Origin of the sequence: Mesorhizobium sp. M1295 (assembly GCF_040318135.1) — a bacterium.
In the GTDB taxonomy this organism is placed as follows: domain Bacteria; phylum Pseudomonadota; class Alphaproteobacteria; order Rhizobiales; family Rhizobiaceae; genus Mesorhizobium.
Window position 1 is genome coordinate 24,674 of record NZ_JAMYLU010000019.1, and the last position, 17,707, is coordinate 42,380.

Genomic DNA, 17,707 nt, shown 5'->3' on the forward strand with positions numbered 1-17,707 from the left:
GTTCGACGCTACAGCACTCCCTCTTGCCGACGGCGCTTTACATATCTTCTAAATTACCAGCGGGTCGGTTTGTCAATGAAGAGATCAGCCGCGATCAACTGACGAAGACAAGAAATACGGCAGGACTGTAGCGCAAATATCCGCCGAACCTACGCTACCTCCGCCGATTACCCCTTCGGTTCATTCTGTTGACATCTCCTGCTTCTGGAGAGATGGTAAGATACTACGCGGCGGCCCTTTTTCCGAAGATTTTATTCTGCAGCTTTATCAAAGGATTTTGGCAATGCGTTTGTCTCGATCGCGCCGACTTATGGCCATCGCTTTGACGGCAATCGCAGCCGTCACCCTTCCCTCTTATGGACATGCCGAGGACAAGCTGCTGACGGAAGCGGTGCAGTTCAACGGTACGATCCTGTATCTCTCCACCAAGGTGCCTGGCCTGATCTTCGGCGCCGTCCGCAACGGCGAGACGGCCTTGGCCGGTTTCGGCAAGATTGCCGACGGGAGTGAAAAAGTGCCCGACGGCGACACAATGTTCCGCATCGCGTCCGTGAGCAAAGTGTTCTGCGGCGGTGTGCTTTCCTCGCTGGCGATCGACGGCAAGGTACAACTCACCGACCGGCTGCAGGATCGCCTTGGCTGGGACGTCACGCTCCCGGAGAAGGACGGCCGCGCCCTCCGCCTGATCGATCTCGTCGCGCAAGCTTCCGGCCTTCCGCGGGAGGTGCCAGTGGCCGAGGCGCCCCCTCAGACCCTTTCTCTACGAACACCAAAGAGGCGCAGATTGCCGCCCTCAAGGACAATCCGCTGCTGTTCGCGCCGGGCACCGCCGTTCTCTATTCGAACTTCGGATACGACCTCCTCGGAGCGGCGCTCGCGAATGTCTCTGGAAAGCCTTATGCCGAGGTCCTTCGAGAGCGTGTCCTCGATCCCCTCGGCATGAAAGACACGGTTTTCAACCCAAGACCGGAGGACGAGCCGCGCCTGATGCAGGGCCATAACTTCGACGGCAGCCCCATGCCAATCGTGCCGACGAGCACAGCCATGGAGTGCGCCGGTGGATTGTACTCGACCGCGGGCGACCTGCTGCGCTGGATGAACTGGCATGTCGACAACAAGCCTTCCGCGGCCGACGCCGAGTTGCGCCTTTTGAACCACGCGGCTTTTTTGTACCGGGACGGGCTCGCGTCGGTGATGGGGCTGGATGACGGTGGGCCGATGGACGCCATGGGTCTCGGATGGGTCATCATGCTCCCTAACGAGCATCGCCCGCTCATCCTCCAGAAGAGCGGCGGCCTGCAAGGGATGTTTCTCTATGTTGCGATTGCACCGACACGCGGCGTCGGCGCTTTCTTCGTCATGAACGAATTCAATGCCGCCGGCTTCATGGCTGGGGTCAAGACGACGAACGATCTCGTCGCAGAGATCGCTCCACGCTGATTTTCTCGCTGATCGGGAGGACGTGCGTGATGATTGGCGCTATGGAGGGGCCTGACGGACGGCATATTTCCCGGCAAGGCAAGCGCGACATCGGCTATTTCCGGCCGACCGCTTAGCCTCCTGAGGATGACCTTTGCCGGCTTCATCGCTGCTCACGGCCTGCTCATGCTGCGGCCAAGGTTCTGCCTCTCGCCTCTTCGGCATCCCGCTTTCGTAGCCGACCGCGAATGCCGCGCTGCTCGCAGTCCCGACACCATCAGCCGCCTCTTGGCGCAGCCTGATGCCGGCTTCCGCGTCATCGGCGTGCTCTATCAGGAGTTCGTCGTCCGCTGCCGCATCGAGGGCCTCGCCGCGGTCGTGCCGGACGTGCCGGAGTTCCGCCGCATGCTGACGCGCGCCCGCGCCGGCCTCGGCTCCGACATGGCAGGCGACGACGCCTGGCAGGACGTCTCGGCGCGCGCCTCGCTGCTGCCCGAGGACATGCAAGGCGTGTTCATGATGATCGCCCGCGCCGCTAAGGAGGGCTGGCCCTGCCCGAGCGACGCCGCGATCGCCCGCGCCTACGGCTCGCACTCGCTACGCCGCGCCTGCTGACCTACATCGAGGAGCAGGGGCTGATCGTGTGTCAGCTCGACGGGGTTGGACGGCGGACGGTGACGCTGGTGGAGCTCGCCTGGGCGACCGCGCCGGGCGATCCGAATGCGGCGGAGGCGGAGCAGGGGAGTGCGGTGGTGTGAAGCGGCGGGGCAGGCGCACTGAGAAAGCGCCGCTGGATCAGGCCGGGGTGAAGTCTGCTTTGCGCCGCATTAACGTCATTCTCCATTCGAAGCGCTCAGGCCGGAAGCTGCCGTGCGTAAGACGCCCAGTCGTTGCCCGCCGCGGATAAGTTTGCAGCTGGACAATAATGGCCAGCCGGGGCGATCCCGGTATTTAGCGTTGCTTCGGCGAGTCAATACTGAGCCTGCGCTTACGCGTCATCCCTCTCGACAAGACCAACGGCTGGACGCGATCGAGCGCAGGCGGGTTCAGTTGGTGCTGGTTGTGGCGGTGAACCCGCACTGCTTCTGTTCCATATCGATCTGCTTCGTGATGCGGACGGCGTTCTGTGCGTAGGCCTCCGTTACGGAGCCACTATTCACGGTCTTGTCCTTCAGCGGACTCACGCCTGCGCAGAGGTGGAAAACATGCGGCTCGGTGGACTTCGCGGCTCCGTTTTCGGGCGCGATCCAGTAGACGACATCCTGACCGGCGGGGTGGCTCGCGTCCCGCGTCGCCGCCGCCACCGCAGCGGTGTCCGTCGCGATCGCCTGCGCCTGAGCGGCGACGTCGGGCGAACAGGCGGTGGTGGGCTGCCCCGACTTGATTTGAGCTGCGCATGCGTTCATATCCTGGGTGTACTGTTCGACCGATGGGGGTTTGAAACTGATCCCCATGACCGTCGCGAGCACGGCCAGCGCAGCGCCGATGCCGCCGGCAACCTTCTTGGTCTGCGGATCCATGTTTTTGTCGGTGAGGATCAGGAAAACCAGCGGGAGGAAGGCAATCAGCGTGATGATTGCGCCGAGCTGGTTTTGGAAGAAGAACCTGGCCGCGTCGGATGCACGGGCCGGATCGTGCCTGTTGGCCGCCTTCCACAGCAAGTTGCCGGCGATTGCGAAAATCGCGATGCCGACCAGAAGGCCGATGATCAGCGGCAGGTGTCCCTGGTCGAACTTGTTCTGGCGAAGCAGAATAATCCCGTAGATCTCGCCGCCAATGGCGACGATCCACGAGAGTGCGGCGAAAAGGCGAAGACGCGTGGCGGAGGACTTCTGGCCCTGCGTCGCTTGCCAATCCTTGGTAACGTCTGGCTTGTTGTCGGTCATCGACCAGATCCCCTGATATCGACACTTCTGCAGGCGGCAACCCGCCCTGCGCAGCGTCATTGAACGAACGTCACCTGCCTCAGCGACGCGGCGAAAATGTGAGCGCCACGGCAGGCCTCCCCATCCATATTGCGCATGAGTGAATCCGTCCATACCCACGGAGGCAGACGCCTGTGCGGCGATGGCTCCGTTCTTCTTAATCTCTGGCTCGAACTTGACGCTGCCTTGCCTCGCTTCCCTGGCGATCCGGTAGAAGCCGCGGTGGTCACAGGACCGACGTCGGCAGATCCGAACTGAGGCCGGATCGATGGTCCAAGGGCCTAAAAGCGGCCAGTCCGCTTGCGTGAAAAGCAGCCATTCAGGATTTGGTCTGCGACGGTCGGCTTAGGGTCAAAAGCAGCTGGTGGTGTCGCGCCCCCTATCTCTCCTCCACAAGCCGCAAACAAGCCGCCGCCACAAACAGCACGATCAGCCCAACAAAATCCGCCGCGTGCCTTCCGGGGCATCTGCAGGTCAGCAGCGTCGTCAGTACGGTGAGGATCAGCGCGCCGATGATTGTGCCGATGTAGCCGCCGCGGCCGCCGAAGATCGAGGTTCCGCCGATCACGGCGGCGGCCACCGAAGGCAGCACCAGCGGTTCGGCAAGCGACGGCGCCTTGACCGGGCCGATGTAGAGCAGTGCCGGCGAGCAGGCCCGAGATGACGTAGAGCGGTGATCGCCTGCCAATAGCGGACGCCGGACAGGCGCGTTGCCCGTTCGTTGTCGCCGACGGCATCGAGCAGAAGGGCAAGGCCGGTCCGGCTCAAGGTGAAGGCCGGTGCCGAGCCCGCGACGTCAAGTTCGTCGCCACGGCCGTCGCGTCCAATGCCTCAGGCGGCGCCTGAACGCTGGCTTTGTTTGCGTGAATCTCGCCATGCCGCATTGCACAATCGCCTCGCCTGCGCAAAATGCGGCATGATCCGCAAATCCCTCACTGTCCTGGTGATCGATGAAAACCACATCCGCGCTTCGATAATCGAGGCAGGACTGCGGGAGGCCGGGCATCAGCAGGTCACGGTCATCCATGACGTCGCCGGCATAGCGCGGCGGATCGCCGAGATCGAACCCGACGTGATCGTCATCGACCTCGAAAATCCCAACCGCGACATGCTCGAAAACATGTTCCAGCTGTCGCGCGTGGTGAAGCGGCCGATCGCCATGTTCGTCGATCGCTCGGATCAGGCTTCGATCGAGGCAGCGGTGGAGGCGGGGGTCTCAGCCTATGTCGTCGACGGCCTGCGCCAGGAGCGGGTCAAGCCGATCCTCGACATGGCGATCAGCCGCTTTAACGCGTTTTCGCGCATGGCGCGCGAACTGGAGGAGGCCCGCAGCGAATTGGAAAGCCGCAAGGTGATCGATCGCGCCAAGGGCATATTGATGAAGTCGCGCGGCTTGTCGGAGGACGCGGCCTATACGCTGCTGCGCAAGACCGCCATGAACCAGAACCGCAAGATCGGCGAAATCGCCCAGAGCCTGGTGACGGCGGCAGGCCTTCTGGATCCCGAGGAGAGTTGACGATGGCGGCCGAGCACCGGATCAATGCTGGCTTCATGCCGCTCTTCGACAGCGCTGTCCTCGTTGCGGCAAAGGAAATCGGCTTCGCGCTGCGCGAAGGCATCGATCTGACGCTCAACCGGGAAACATCCTGGGCCAACATCCGTGACCGCATCGCCATCGGCCATTTCGATCTCGCGCATATGCTGGGGCCGATGCCGATCGCCTGCAATCTGGGGCTGACGCCGCTCGCCTCCGACACGGTCGTGCCGTTCTCGCTCGGCCTTGGCGGGAATTGCGTCACGGTTTCGAACGCGGTCTGGGCGGGCATGGCCGCGCACGGCGCCCGACCCGACCTCGATCCGGCGCGGGCCGGCAGGGCGTTGGGGGCGCTGATCCGCAAACGGGCGAATGCCGGCGGCGATCCGCTTCGCTTCGCCGTCGTCCATCCGCACTCCGGGCACAATTACGAACTGCGCTACTGGCTCGCCGCCTGCGGCATCGACCCGTCGCATGAGATCGAAATCGTCATCGTGCCGCCCCCCTTCATGGCGGACGCGCTCGCCGCCGGCAGGATCGACGGCTACTGCGTCGGCGAACCCTGGAACAGCGCCTCTGTCGTCGCCGGCACCGGCCATATCGCCACGGTCAAGGCGGCCATCTGGAAGACCAGCCCGGAGAAAGTCATCGGCGTGCGCAAGGCATGGGCGGAAAAACAGCCGGACGCGCTTTCGGCCCTGCTGCGCGCGCTGCATCATGCGGCGCGCTGGTGCCAGGATCCGGCAAACCGTGGCGAACTCGCGGCCCTGATGGCGCAGCCGGCCTTCCTCGGGCTTGCGCCGGCGCTGCAGATGCCGATCCTCAGCGGGCATCTGGCGCTCGGCGGCAGCGCCGAACTCAGTGTCGGCGACTTCTTTCTGCCCTTCAACAAGGCGGCGAACTTCCCGTGGAAGAGCCATGCGCTGTGGTTCTACACGCAGATGGTGCGCTGGGGGCATGTCGCGCACACGCCGGAAAACCTCGCTATTGCCCGCGACTGCTACCGCCCCGATCTCTACCGCTCGGCGTTGAAGCCGCTTGGCGTGGCGCTTCCCGGTGCCAATGCCAAGGTCGAGGGCGCGCTGAAGGCCGCGACTCCGGTCGGTTCGGCGGGGGCAAGCCTGGTGCTCGGTCCCGATGGTTTCTTCGATGGCCAGATCTTCGATCCCGACGAGATCGACGCCTACATTGCCGGGCAGAAATTGGCGCGCGCCGTCTGATCATTTCGGCGCCATTCTTGTGCGCTGCACAAAAAATGTGCGTGCAACTGCGCTAATGAACAATCTTTGGCTTGCTCGCCCAGCGGGCCGGCGCGCCGACGATTTTGGCAAGTCATTGATCTCATTGATGTTTGTCATCCATTCCGAAACTGGCACGGTTCCTGCGTTGCAATAGGCAGACTCTTCTCGGGTCACGGAATAGGCGTCCAATGGCGGGCGCTACAGGCAACGCTGCCGCTCAGGTCAACACGCGATCCCGGATGGACGGACGCGCGCGGCCTGGCCGGCGGCTTTTTTGTTTTGGTCGAACACGCAATCGACGGCGCCGATCCCAAGCCGCGCCCAACCGGAGATGACGATGACGAAAAGCACCAATAGCCATTCCGCCCAAACGGCGATCAGCCGCCGCGATTTCCTGAGGATCAGCGCGGCCACCGCGGCAACGCTGGCCGCGGCGCGTGCGCTGCTGCCCTCCGGCGCCTATGCGGCGCCCGCCGCGCCGGAAGTCACCGGCGCCAAGCTCGGCTTCATTGCGCTGACCGATGCGGCACCGCTGATGATTGCCAAGGAAAAAGGCCTGTTCGAGAAATTCGGCATGCCCGACGTCGAGGTGCTCAAGCAGGCCTCCTGGGGGGCGACGCGCGATAATCTGGTGCTCGGCGGCGAAGCCAACGGCATTGACGGCGCCCATATCCTGACGCCGATGCCTTATCTGATGCACACCGGCAAGGCGACGCAAAACAAGCAGCCGCTGCCGATGGCGATCGTGGCCCGGCTCAACTACGACTGTCAGGGCATTTCTGTCGCCCAGGAATATGCCGGCACCGGCGTCGGCCTCGACGCCTCAAAGCTGAAGGACGCCTTCGCGGCCAAGAAGGCCGCAGGCAAGGAGGTGAAGGCCGCCATGACCTTCCCGGGCGGCACGCACGATCTTTGGCTGCGCTACTGGCTGGCCGCCGGCGGTATCGATCCCGACAAGGACGTATCGACCATCGTCGTGCCGCCGCCGCAGATGGTCGCCAACATGAAGGTCGGCAACATGGACGTGTTCTGTGTCGGCGAGCCGTGGAACGAGCAACTCGTCCACCAGGGCGTCGGCTTCACCGCCGCCACCACGGGCGAGCTATGGAAGGGGCATCCGGAAAAGGCGCTCGGCCTGCGCGCCGCCTTCATCGACAAGTATCCGAACGCCACCAAGGCGATCCTGATGGCCGTCATGGAAGCCCAGCAATGGTGCGAGGCAAAAGAAAACAAGGACGAGATGGCCGCCATCATCGGCAAGCGGCAATGGATGAACGTGCCGACCGCCGACATAATCGGCCGCCTCAAGGGCGACATCAATTACGGCAATGGCCGCGTCGCCAACGGCACCGATCTCTACATGAAGTTCTGGCAGGGCGGCGTGTCCTATCCCTTCAAGAGCCACGACTCCTGGTTTCTCGCCGAAAACATACGCTGGGGCAAGTTCGCGCCGACCACCGACATCAAGGCGCTGGTCGACCAGGTCAACCGTGAGGATCTGTGGCGTGAGGCGGCCAAGGATCTTGGTGTCGCCGCGGCCGATATTCCGGCGTCTTCATCGCGCGGCGTCGAGACCTTCTTCGACGGCAAGATCTTCGATCCGGAGAACCCGTCCGCCTATCTCGACAGCCTGAAGATCAAGGCATCGGCCTGAACGGTGCAAACGGCGCTCGCGCCGTTTGTCGCCACAAGCGCAACGGCGCCGCTTGTCGCCAAATGCCAAAGGAGCGTTCGAGAAATGTCTATCCAAGCCATCGAGGACCGCAAGGTGAAGCCGTTCCCCGCACCGGCCAAGCCCGCCGAGGTCATCGCCTTGACCGCCAGGGCGCGGCGCCGCTTCGACCCGGCCGCGATCGCCGCCAAACTGGCCAGCACGCTGGTGCCGCCGGTCATCGTCATTACCATTATGCTCGTCGTCTGGCAGGTCGCCTGTTCGTCGCCCACAGCCAGCCTGCCACCGCCGAGCCAAGTGTGGAACGAGGCCTATGACCTGATCGCCCACCCGTTCTTCGACAATGGCCCGCAGGACATCGGACTCGCCTGGCGGGTGCTGATGTCGCTGCAGCGCGTCGCCATGGGCTTCGGCCTGGCAGCAATCGTCGGCGTCGCGCTCGGCGCGCTCGTCGGCCAGTCGATCTGGGCGATGCGCGGTCTCGATCCGGTCTTCCAGATCCTGCGCACGGTGCCGCCGCTCGCGTGGCTGCCGCTGTCGCTGGCGGCGTTCCGCGATTCCAGCCCGTCGGCGATCTTCGTCATCTTCATCACCTCGATCTGGCCCATCATCATCAACACCGCGGTCGGTGTCCGCAACATCCCCGAGGACTACCGCAACGTCGCCCGTATCCTCCGGCTCAATCAGTTCGAGTTCTTTGTGAAGATTATGGTGCCGGCGGCCGCGCCCTACATCTTCACCGGCTTGCGGATCGGCATCGGCCTGTCCTGGCTCGCCATCGTCGCCGCCGAAATGCTGACCGGCGGCGTCGGCATCGGCTTCTTCATCTGGGACGCGTGGAACTCGTCGCGCCTGCCCGACATCATTGTCGCGCTCGCCTATATCGGCGTCACCGGCTTTTGCCTCGACCGCCTGGTCGCGGCAGTCGGCGTCTTCGTCACCCGCGGCACAACGGCAAAGTGAGGAGAGGGACGATGACGGCCTATCTGAAACTCGACCACATCGACAAATCCTTCGCCCGCGGCAGCCAGGTCAGCGACGTGCTGAGGGACATCCGGCTGACCATCGACAAAGGTGAATTCGTCTCGATCATCGGCCATTCAGGCTGCGGCAAGTCGACCTTGCTCAACCTGATCGCCGGCCTGACCAAGGTCTCGGCCGGCGCCGTGCTGCTCGAGGACAAGGAAGTCGACAGCCCTGGCCCGGAACGCGCCGTGGTGTTCCAGAATCACTCGCTGCTGCCCTGGCTCACCGTCTACGAGAACATCAATTTGGCAGTCACGAAGGTCTTTGGCCGGAGCAAGAGCCGGGCCCAGCGGCATGAATGGATCATGCGCAATCTCGATCTCGTGCAGATGGCGCATGCCAAGGACAAACGTCCGGCCGAGATTTCGGGTGGCATGAAGCAGCGCGTCGGCATCGCCCGGGCGCTGGCCATGGAGCCGAAGATCCTGCTGCTCGACGAGCCCTTCGGCGCGCTCGACGCGCTGACGCGCGCCCATCTTCAGGACGCGGTGATGGATATCCATTCGAGGCTCGGCTCGACGACCGTTATGATCACCCACGATGTCGACGAGGCGGTGCTGTTGTCCGATCGCATCGTCATGATGACCAACGGCCCGGCGGCCACCATCGGCGAGGTTCTTCCCGTGCCGCTGGCCCGGCCGCGTCGGCGCATCGAGCTTTCCTCCGACCGCACCTTCCTGCGCTGCCGCGAGGCGGTGCTGAAATTCCTCTACGAACGCCACCGCTTCGTCGAAGCCGCGGAGTAAGGCAATAACCGGAAAACTCGTCATCATCATTGGCAATCTGCATCGGCAATGGGCAATCTACCGCATTGCGCAAATATTATGCTGCTGTGCAAGGCATTCTGACTAATCTTTGATCCGCTGCCGAGCTTGGTCAAAAGTCGCGCGGCTGCGGTTCACATTGGTTTCATTCGATAATTCAGAGCGCTGTCGAATTGGCACGCTTCCTGCTTTTCAACATGTAGGTCCGCAAGGGCCAAGTGACACGGCGTCCAATGGCGGGCGCCACAGGCAAAGCTGCCGCTCAGGTCCACACGCGCTCCCGGAACTCCGGACGCGAAGACCTGGCCGGCGGCTTTTTTGTTTTGACGCAATCGACGGCGCTGGTCCCAAGCGGCGCCCAACCGGAGACGACGATGACGAAACGGATCGGAACTGGCGCGTCCCTCGCGGACTTCACGCGCCGCGATTTTCTCGCCGTCAGCGCGCTGCGGGCGATGCCGCGCCGCTGACAGTCGCGAACGAACAGCACAAGGGCGGTGCTTCCCACGCCGCTAACCGGAGCCAGAAAATGACCGCAAATCTCCCAGCCGCGCCCAGCCAGGACAGTGCTCCCCGGCAGGCGCTTGTCATGTCCACCATCGCCTTCACCGTCTGCTTCGCGGTGTGGACGATCTTTTCAATCATCGGCGTGCGCATAAAGCAGGAGCTGGGGCTGAACGAGACGGAGTTCGGCCTGCTCGTCGGCACGCCGATCCTCACCGGCTCGCTCGTGCGTATGGTGCTCGGTGTCTGGACCGACCGTTTTGGCGGACGGCTGGTATACACCGCGACCATGCTTGCGGCGGCGGTCGCGACCTTTCTGCTCGCTTTTGCGCACACCTACGGGCAGATGCTGGTCGCTGCGCTGGGCGTCGGGCTCGCTGGCGGTTCCTTCGCCGTCGGTGTCGCCTATGTCTCGCGCTTCTTCCCGGCCGGCAAGCAGGGCACGGCGCTTGGCATTTTCGGTGTCGGCAATGTCGGCGCCGCGGTCACCAAGTTCCTGGCACCGTTCGTGCTTCTCTCCTGGGGCTGGCAGTCGGTCGCGCTGATCTGGGCGGCAGCACTCGTCGTCATGGCCGCCGTCTTCTGGTTCACGACCGGCGACGATCCGGTCATCCGCGAGCGCCGCGCCGGCAAGGCCGCGCCCTCGAGAAGCTTCTGGCAGGAATTCGCGCCGCTCAAGAACCTGCAGGTCTGGCGCTTCGCCTTCTATTATTTCTTCGCCTTCGGTGCATTCGTGGCGCTCTCGCTATGGCTGCCCCGCTACCTGATCGGCGTCTACGGCTTCGGGCTTGCGACCGCCGGTATGATCGGCGCGGCCTATTCAATTCCGGCAAGTATTTTCCGCGCCTATGGCGGCGTGCTTTCCGACCGGATCGGCGCCCGCACCGTGCTCTACTGGACCTTCGCTGTCAGTGCCGCCGCGACTCTCGTTCTGTCTCTCCCCTCGGCAGACTACGTCGTGCGCGGTGTCAGCGGGCCGATCGCCTTCCATTTCGAGGTCGGCCCGCTCGCCTTCATAGCCGTTGCCTGTGTGCTCGGCTTCTTCATGAGCCTTGGCAAGGCTGCCGTCTACAAGCACATCCCGGCTTACTATCCGCAGAGTGTCGGCGCGGTCGGCGGCGTTGTCGGCATGATTGGCGGGCTCGGCGGCTTTATCCTGCCAATCGTCTTCGGCGCGCTCAACGACCTCACCGGCGTCTGGTCGAGCTGCTTCATGCTGCTCTTCGTCATCGTCGCCACCTGCTTTGCCTGGATGCATTTTTCCATCCGGCGGATGGAGCGCACGGCGTCTGACGAAGCTTCAGGCCTTTCCTACGCGGCTGAGTGAGACCGGAGTGGATCAGGACATGACCGAGAAACTCGTTATCATTGGCAACGGCATGGCCCCCGGGCGCATGCTGGAGCACCTCCTGGAAAAGGCGCCTGGGCGCTACCAGGTCACCATCTTCAACGCCGAGCCGCGCGTGAACTACGACCGCATCATGCTGTCGCCGGTTCTGTCGGGCGAAAAGGCCTATGAAGAGATCATCATCCATGGCGACGGCTGGTACATCAAGCACGGCATCACCCTCTACAAGGGCCACAAGATCGTCGCCATCGACCGGCAGGCAAAGACCGTCACCTCCGATCATGGCGTGACCGAGCCCTTTGACAAACTCGTCATCGCCACCGGCTCGGTGCCGTTTATCATTCCGGTGCCGGGCCATGACCTGCCGGGCGTGCTCACGTATCGCGATCTGGACGACGTCCGGGCCATGATGCTTGCCGCCCAGTCGCGGGCCAAGGCTGTGGTCATTGGCGGCGGCCTGCTCGGGCTCGAGGCAGCAGCGGGCTTAAATGCGCAAGGCATGGACGTCACCGTGCTGCATGTCATGCCGACGCTGATGGAGCGTCAGCTCGATCCGGCCGCCGGATATCTCCTGCAGCGCGCCGTCGAGCAGCGCGGCATCAAGGTCATCACCAAGGCCAACACCCAGGCGATCACCGGCAACGGCAAGGTCGAGCGGGTGGAGCTTGCCGACGGCACTGTCATTCCCGCAACGCTCGTCGTCATGGCCGTGGGCATCAGGCCGAACGCGGTCCTGGCGAAGGAAGCCGGCATTGCCGTCAATCGCGGCATTGTCGTCGACGCCGGCATGCGCAGCAACGATCCCGACATCTATGCAATCGGCGAATGCGCCGAGGTCAACGGCCAGGTCTACGGGCTGGTCGCGCCGCTCTACGAGATGGCGCGCGTCGCCGCCAGCCATCTGGCCGGCAATGAGGCAGCGGCTTTCGTCCACATGGACACGCCGACCAAGCTCAAGGTCACCGGCATCGAACTGTTCTCGCTCGGCGACTTCGCCGAGGGCGATGACCGCCAGGAGATCGTGCTGCGCGATGCGGCGGCCGGCGTCTACAAGCGCCTGGTGCTCAAGGACGACCGCATCATCGGCACAGTGCTCTACGGCGAGACGGCCGACGGCGCCTGGTTCAACGACCTCAAGAAGAAGCAGACCGATATATCCGAGATGCGCGATACGCTCATCTTCGGCCAGTCCTACCAGGGAGGCGCCCCCCTGGACCCTATGGCGGCCGTTGCAGCCTTGCCGGATGATGCGGAAATCTGCGGTTGCAACGGCGTATGCAAGGGAAAGATCACCGGCGCGATCACGGCCAAGGGCCTGACCTCGCTCGACGACGTGCGCGCGCACACCAAGGCGTCTGCCTCCTGCGGCTCGTGCACCGGACTGGTCGAGAAGTTGATGGTGCTGACCATCGGCGACAAATACAACCCCGCGGCGGTCCAGCCGATGTGCAGTTGCACCGCGCTTGGTCATGACGAGGTCCGCCGGCTGATCAAGGCCAAGGGCCTGAAGACCATTCCCGCCGTCATGCAGGAGTTGGAATGGAAGACCTCCTGCGGCTGCGCCAAATGCCGGCCGGCGCTAAACTATTATCTCGTCTGCGACTGGCCCGACGAATACGCCGACGACTACCAGTCGCGCTTCACCAACGAGCGCGTTCACGCCAACATCCAGAAGGACGGCACCTATTCGGTGGTGCCGCGCATGTGGGGCGGCGTCACCAACGCCGCCGAATTGCGCGCCATCGCCGACGTCGTCGACAAGTTCGAGATCCCGATGGTCAAGGTCACCGGCGGCCAGCGCATCGACATGCTCGGCATCCGCAAGGAAGACCTGCCGGCGGTGTGGGCCGATCTCGGCCAGGCTGGCTTCGTCTCCGGCCACGCCTATGCCAAGGGGCTGCGCACCGTAAAGACCTGCGTCGGTTCCGACTGGTGCCGCTTCGGCACGCAGGATTCGACCGGTTTGGGCATCCGTATCGAAAAATTCATGTGGGGCTCGTGGACCCCTGCCAAGGTCAAGATGGCGGTATCGGGCTGTCCGCGAAACTGTGCCGAGGCGACCTGCAAGGATGTCGGCGTGATCTGCGTCGATAGCGGCTACGAGATCCATTTCGCCGGCGCCGCCGGGCTCGACATCAAGGGCACCGAAGTGCTCGGCCTGGTCAAGACCGAGGACGAGGCGCTGGAGCATATCGTGGCGTTGACGCAGATGTATCGCGAGCAGGGCCGTTATCTCGAGCGTATCTACAAATGGGCCAAGCGCGTCGGCATCGCCGAGATCAAGCGCCAGATCATGAACGATGGCGAGAAGCGCAAGGCCTATTTCGCGCGCTTCGTCTTCTCGCAGAAATTCGCCCAGGTCGACCCGTGGTCGGAACGTGCTTCCGGCAAGGACAAGCATGAATTCCGGCCGATGGCTTCGGTCGGCTTTGCGCAGGCGGCGGAGTAGGCGCGTGTTCCCGAAAAGTGGAATGCGGTTTTCGGACAAGAACACGCGCAAAAGAGGAATAGCCACATGAATTGGGTATCCATCGGCACGCTCTCGGACATTCCGCGTCGCGGTGCGCGCTGCGTCGCCACACCCGAAGGAAAGATCGCCGTCTTCCGCACGGCCGACGATCAAGTCTTCGCCATCGACGACCATTGCCCGCACAAGGGTGGGCCACTCAGCCAGGGCATCGTCCATGGCACGGCGGTGACCTGTCCTTTGCACAATTGGGTGATCTCGCTCGAGACAGGCAAGGCGCTCGGCGCCGACGAGGGCGTGGTGCGCACCATTCCGGTGCGGATCGACGGCGAGCGGCTGTTCATTGCGCTGGAAGCGCTGGCCAGCCGCGCGGCGTGAACCATGCAGATTGATGAAGCGCGCGAGGTGAGGACCACCTGCCCCTACTGCGGGGTGGGTTGCGGCGTGCTGGCGAAGGTCGCCGCGGACGGTGAAATAACCGTTCGTGGCGACCCGGACCACCCGGCGAATTTCGGCCGCCTCTGCTCCAAAGGCTCCGCACTGGCCGAGACCATCGATCTCGACGGCAGGCTGCTTCATCCGGAAATCCACGGCCGCCGTACCGGCTGGGACCAAGCGCTCAATCTAGTCGCTTCGACCTTCTCGCAAACCATTGCCGAACACGGCCCCGATTCGGTCGCCTTTTATGTTTCCGGCCAGTTGCTGACCGAGGACTACTACGTCGCCAACAAGCTGATGAAGGGGTTTGTCGGCTCGGCCAATATCGACACCAATTCGCGCCTGTGCATGGCCTCGTCGGTCGCCGGCCACCGCCGCGCCTTTGGCTCGGACACGGTTCCGGGAAATTACGAGGATCTGGAACTTGCCGACCTGATCGTGCTCGTCGGCTCCAATCTCGCCTGGTGCCATCCGGTGCTCTATCAGCGCATTGCCGCTGCCCGGGAAAAGCGGCCCGAGATGAAGGTGGTGCTGATCGACCCACGCCGCACCATGACATCGGATATCGCTGACATGCATCTGGGGATCGCGCCCGATGGCGACGTCGCTTTGTTCACAGGGCTGCTCGCCTATCTCGGCCAGCATAACGCGCTGGACCGTACCTATATCACGGCGCACACGACCGGATTCGGGCAAGCGCTTTTCGCTGCCTCGGCGCTCGACCTTGCCGGCATCGCGGCTGCCACGGGTCTCAGTGAGGACGAACTGTCCCGCTTCTACAGCCTGTTTGCCGCGACGGCGAAGACGGTGACCGTCTACAGCCAGGGCGTAAACCAGTCGTCTTCGGGCACCGACAAGGTCAACGCCATCATCAACTGCCATCTCGCCACCGGCCGCATCGGCAAGCCCGGCGCCGGGCCGTTTTCGGTGACCGGCCAGCCCAATGCTATGGGCGGCCGCGAGGTCGGCGGCATGGCCAACATGCTGGCCGCCCACATGGAGATCGAAAACCCCGAGCACCGCAACCGCGTGCAGCGCTTCTGGAACGCGCCGACCGTCGTCGAAAAGCCCGGCCTGAAAGCGGTCGAGATGTTCCAAGCGGTGGCCGACGGACGCATCAAGGCGCTGTGGATCATGGCGACCAATCCGGTCGATTCGATGCCGGACGCCGATACCATCGAGGCGGCGATCAAGGCTTGCCCGTTTGTCGTTGTCTCGGACGTGCTGGGCGAGACCGACACGGTCCGCCATGCTCAGGTCCGGCTGCCGGCGGCGGCATGGGGCGAGAAGGACGGCACCGTCACCAATTCGGAGCGCCGCATCTCGCGCCAGCGGGCTTTTTTGGCCACGCCCGGCGAGGCAAGGCCAGATTGGTGGATCATCGCTGAAGTCGCCAGGCGGATGGGGTTTGCCGAAGCTTTTTCGCATGTGTCGGCGGCCGACATCTTCGCCGAGCATGCGGCGTTGTCGGGTTTCGAGAATGACGGCGCGCGCGATTTTGATATAGGCGCGTATGGCGCGATTGATTCAGGGACCTTTGAGAAATTGGCGCCATTCCAATGGCCAGCGCCGAGCCAAGGCACCCCCCTCTGGCCTGCCGGCCATCTCCCCCTCAAGGGGGGAGATTGGATGTCGCCACCGGTTTCGCCAATCGTTACCATTGCTGAAAAGGCGGTGCCGGCAAAACTGCCAATCTCCCCCCCTGAGGGGGAGATGGCCGGCAGGCCAGAGGGGGGTGCGTGGCGCCAGCCGGAGGACAAAAGCACCCGCTTCTTTGCCAACGGCAATTTCTACACACCCGACGGCAAGGCACGCTTTATTGCCATCCGCCCAACCGCCCAAACCCGCACCAGCCTGGACTACCCGTTGGTGCTCAACACCGGGCGCGTGCGCGACCACTGGCACACCATGACGCGAACCGGCAAGAGCCCGCGCCTGTCGCAGCACATGGCCGAGCCTTTCGTCGAAATTCACCCGGCTGATGCGCAGCACTACGGCATCGGCGATGCCGATATTGTGCGCGTCTCGACAGCTTATGGCGAGGTCGTGGTCCGCGCGCTGGTGACAGGGCGCCAACGCCAAGGCTCTGTGTTCGTGCCGATGCACTGGACCGATCAGTTTTCCGCGCGCGCGCGCGTCGATGCCCTGGTCGCGCCGACGACTGATGCGATTTCAGGCCAGCCGGCTTCAAAGAACGTTGCCGCCCGAATCGAGCGGTTCGCCGCCACGGCCTTCGGCTTCGCGGTGCTTGCGGAACGGCCCGCATCCATCGACGCCGATTATTGGAGCCTCGCCCGCTGCCCCGCCGGCTGGCGCCTTGAAATTGCGCTGCAGGACAGCCGCGACTGGACCGGGTTTGCCGCCGCGCTGTTCGGCCCGGAAGGCGAGGCGCTCGCCTATCACGACATTGCCGGCGGGCACCATCGCTTCGCCCGTTTCGCGGGCGGTCGGCTGGTCGGCGCGCTCTATCTTGCGCCTACCCCGGTAGCGGTGTCGCGCGGCTGGGCGGCCGAACAACTGAGTGCCGACCATGCCGATCGGCAGGCGCGGCTGGCGATCGTCGCCGGCAGGCCTGGCGGCAAGAGCGTCGACCGCGGCGCCACCGTCTGCGCCTGTTTCGGGGTCGGTGCCAACCAGATCGCGGAAGCGGTGCGCGGCGGCTGCACCAGCGTCGCGGCAATCGGCGCCGCCCTTCACGCCGGCACCAATTGCGGCTCCTGCCGCGCCGAGATCAAGACCATTATCGACGGGCGGCGTCTGCAAGCTGCAGAGTGAATGCGCCGAGGAACTCTGCCGCGCCGCTGCATGATGCTTACTAGCAATTTACAAACCATAGGCTACCACCGTTCTGACTTCGATTCGTTCGGAACGGGAGCCCCATGAGTAAGGCCCTGACCTCATTCGCGCTTGCGGCCGTGCTGACGGCTTTGCTGATGGCGCTCAGCCTGGCGGTGGCCAGGCATGGCTATCCCTATGGCGCGATCGGCGCCAAGCGCTTGAGTGACGTCGCCGATGCAGGGGCATTCATTCCGCTCGCGGCGGTCTACTTCCTCAGCGCACTGCTGATGATGGTTCTGCCGATCAGGCTCGCCGGCATCGTCCTGACGCATGCCGCCGATGCAATCTTCTGGACGGTCATCGTGTTGTTCGCGGTCATCGTTGGATGTCTCGCCGCCAGATTTGCTTTCGGTCAGCACGATGTGCTCTCGGCACTGCTGAACTGGCGGTTCCTGTTTGTCGCAGCCATCGTCGGATGCCATCTCTTCATCAACGAACTGCGGCGCAACATCCTGTTGAGAAGCCTGTTCTTCGTCGTCTTCGCCGCTGCGACACTGGCCTGCCTGTTTTGGTCCTTCACGATCTGAGCAT

13 protein-coding genes and 3 pseudogenes are annotated in these 17,707 nt (G+C 63.7%); 13 read left to right on the forward strand and 3 right to left on the reverse strand.

All coding sequences use genetic code 11. From position 1 onward, the window contains the following. Positions 1 to 310: 310 nt before the first annotated feature. The 3 genes and pseudogenes from NKH29_RS23795 to NKH29_RS23805 form a co-directional block, all read left to right on the forward strand. A pseudogene (locus NKH29_RS23795) lies at positions 311 to 667 on the forward strand (serine hydrolase); the annotation flags it as partial. A 143-nt stretch (positions 668 to 810) separates the two neighbouring features. Continuing rightward, positions 811 to 1,440, forward strand: coding sequence for a serine hydrolase (locus tag NKH29_RS23800; RefSeq protein WP_353000718.1), 630 nt, complete (start codon positions 811 to 813; stop codon positions 1,438 to 1,440). Between the two features lie 267 nt (positions 1,441 to 1,707). After that, a pseudogene (locus NKH29_RS23805) lies at positions 1,708 to 2,177 on the forward strand (ATP-binding protein); the annotation flags it as partial. 288 nt (positions 2,178 to 2,465) lie between these two features. Here NKH29_RS23805 and NKH29_RS23810 read toward each other — a convergent pair. Beyond that, on the reverse strand, positions 2,466 to 3,305 hold the full coding sequence (locus NKH29_RS23810; RefSeq protein ID WP_352495733.1) for a hypothetical protein: 840 nt from the start codon (positions 3,303 to 3,305) through the stop codon (positions 2,466 to 2,468). 418 nt (positions 3,306 to 3,723) lie between these two features. Further along, a pseudogene (locus NKH29_RS23815) lies at positions 3,724 to 4,118 on the reverse strand (ABC transporter permease subunit); the annotation flags it as partial. Positions 4,119 to 4,260: 142 nt separating this feature from the next. Here NKH29_RS23815 and NKH29_RS23820 point away from each other — a divergent pair. Together NKH29_RS23820 and NKH29_RS23825 are read left to right on the forward strand one after the other, a co-directional pair. After that, a complete protein-coding gene (locus NKH29_RS23820) occupies positions 4,261 to 4,860 on the forward strand; it encodes an ANTAR domain-containing response regulator (protein ID WP_352483956.1) in 600 nt (199 codons plus the stop codon). A gap of 2 nt (positions 4,861 to 4,862) precedes the next feature. Further along, positions 4,863 to 6,098, forward strand: coding sequence for a CmpA/NrtA family ABC transporter substrate-binding protein (locus tag NKH29_RS23825; RefSeq protein WP_353000691.1), 1,236 nt, complete (start codon positions 4,863 to 4,865; stop codon positions 6,096 to 6,098). Positions 6,099 to 6,341: 243 nt separating this feature from the next. Here NKH29_RS23825 and NKH29_RS23830 read toward each other — a convergent pair whose 3' ends face one another. After that, positions 6,342 to 6,470, reverse strand: a complete 129-nt coding sequence (locus NKH29_RS23830; protein ID WP_352448433.1) for a hypothetical protein — start codon at positions 6,468 to 6,470, stop codon at positions 6,342 to 6,344. On the opposite strand from NKH29_RS23830, the gene NKH29_RS23835 reads away from it, so the two are divergent. The 8 genes from NKH29_RS23835 to NKH29_RS23870 all read left to right on the forward strand — a co-directional run bounded on the left by NKH29_RS23835 (position 6,457) and on the right by NKH29_RS23870 (position 17,703). Further along, positions 6,457 to 7,773, forward strand: coding sequence for a CmpA/NrtA family ABC transporter substrate-binding protein (locus NKH29_RS23835; protein ID WP_353000693.1), 1,317 nt, complete (start codon positions 6,457 to 6,459; stop codon positions 7,771 to 7,773). The genes NKH29_RS23830 and NKH29_RS23835 overlap by 14 nt on opposite strands. A gap of 84 nt (positions 7,774 to 7,857) precedes the next feature. Next, positions 7,858 to 8,754, forward strand: a complete 897-nt coding sequence (gene ntrB, locus NKH29_RS23840; RefSeq protein WP_352448435.1) for a nitrate ABC transporter permease — start codon at positions 7,858 to 7,860, stop codon at positions 8,752 to 8,754. Positions 8,755 to 8,765: 11 nt separating this feature from the next. Next, the gene (locus tag NKH29_RS23845) at positions 8,766 to 9,563 is read left to right on the forward strand and encodes an ABC transporter ATP-binding protein (protein ID WP_353000695.1); all 798 of its coding nucleotides are present in this window, start codon (positions 8,766 to 8,768) and stop codon (positions 9,561 to 9,563) included. A 547-nt stretch (positions 9,564 to 10,110) separates the two neighbouring features. Beyond that, positions 10,111 to 11,412 (forward strand): MFS transporter, encoded by a 1,302-nt coding sequence (locus NKH29_RS23850; protein ID WP_352483961.1) that lies wholly within the window; start codon positions 10,111 to 10,113, stop codon positions 11,410 to 11,412. Between the two features lie 19 nt (positions 11,413 to 11,431). After that, positions 11,432 to 13,882, forward strand: a complete 2,451-nt coding sequence (gene nirB, locus NKH29_RS23855) for a nitrite reductase large subunit NirB (RefSeq protein WP_353000697.1) — start codon at positions 11,432 to 11,434, stop codon at positions 13,880 to 13,882. 66 nt (positions 13,883 to 13,948) lie between these two features. After that, a complete protein-coding gene (gene nirD / locus NKH29_RS23860) occupies positions 13,949 to 14,278 on the forward strand; it encodes a nitrite reductase small subunit NirD (protein ID WP_352483963.1) in 330 nt (109 codons plus the stop codon). Positions 14,279 to 14,281: 3 nt separating this feature from the next. Further along, positions 14,282 to 17,113 (forward strand): nitrate reductase, encoded by a 2,832-nt coding sequence (locus tag NKH29_RS23865; RefSeq protein WP_353000699.1) that lies wholly within the window; start codon positions 14,282 to 14,284, stop codon positions 17,111 to 17,113. 104 nt (positions 17,114 to 17,217) lie between these two features. Continuing rightward, positions 17,218 to 17,703: a hypothetical protein gene (locus tag NKH29_RS23870; RefSeq protein ID WP_023717999.1), complete on the forward strand. Its 486-nt coding sequence runs from the start codon at positions 17,218 to 17,220 to the stop codon at positions 17,701 to 17,703. The last annotated feature ends 4 nt before the right edge of the window (positions 17,704 to 17,707 follow it).

Bases quoted from the DNA above. Each gene is read 5' to 3' on its own strand.
- NKH29_RS23810 (WP_352495733.1), bottom strand. From the start codon at position 3,305: ATGACCGACAACAAGCCAGACGTTACCAAGGATTGGCAAGCGACGCAG.
- NKH29_RS23820 (WP_352483956.1), top strand. From the start codon at position 4,261: ATGATCCGCAAATCCCTCACTGTCCTGGTGATCGATGAAAACCACATC.
- NKH29_RS23825 (WP_353000691.1), top strand. From the start codon at position 4,863: ATGGCGGCCGAGCACCGGATCAATGCTGGCTTCATGCCGCTCTTCGAC.
- NKH29_RS23835 (WP_353000693.1), top strand. From the start codon at position 6,457: ATGACGAAAAGCACCAATAGCCATTCCGCCCAAACGGCGATCAGCCGC.
- ntrB (WP_352448435.1), top strand. From the start codon at position 7,858: ATGTCTATCCAAGCCATCGAGGACCGCAAGGTGAAGCCGTTCCCCGCA.
- NKH29_RS23845 (WP_353000695.1), top strand. From the start codon at position 8,766: ATGACGGCCTATCTGAAACTCGACCACATCGACAAATCCTTCGCCCGC.
- NKH29_RS23850 (WP_352483961.1), top strand. From the start codon at position 10,111: ATGACCGCAAATCTCCCAGCCGCGCCCAGCCAGGACAGTGCTCCCCGG.
- nirB (WP_353000697.1), top strand. From the start codon at position 11,432: ATGACCGAGAAACTCGTTATCATTGGCAACGGCATGGCCCCCGGGCGC.
- nirD (WP_352483963.1), top strand. From the start codon at position 13,949: ATGAATTGGGTATCCATCGGCACGCTCTCGGACATTCCGCGTCGCGGT.
- NKH29_RS23865 (WP_353000699.1), top strand. From the start codon at position 14,282: ATGCAGATTGATGAAGCGCGCGAGGTGAGGACCACCTGCCCCTACTGC.
- NKH29_RS23870 (WP_023717999.1), top strand. From the start codon at position 17,218: ATGAGTAAGGCCCTGACCTCATTCGCGCTTGCGGCCGTGCTGACGGCT.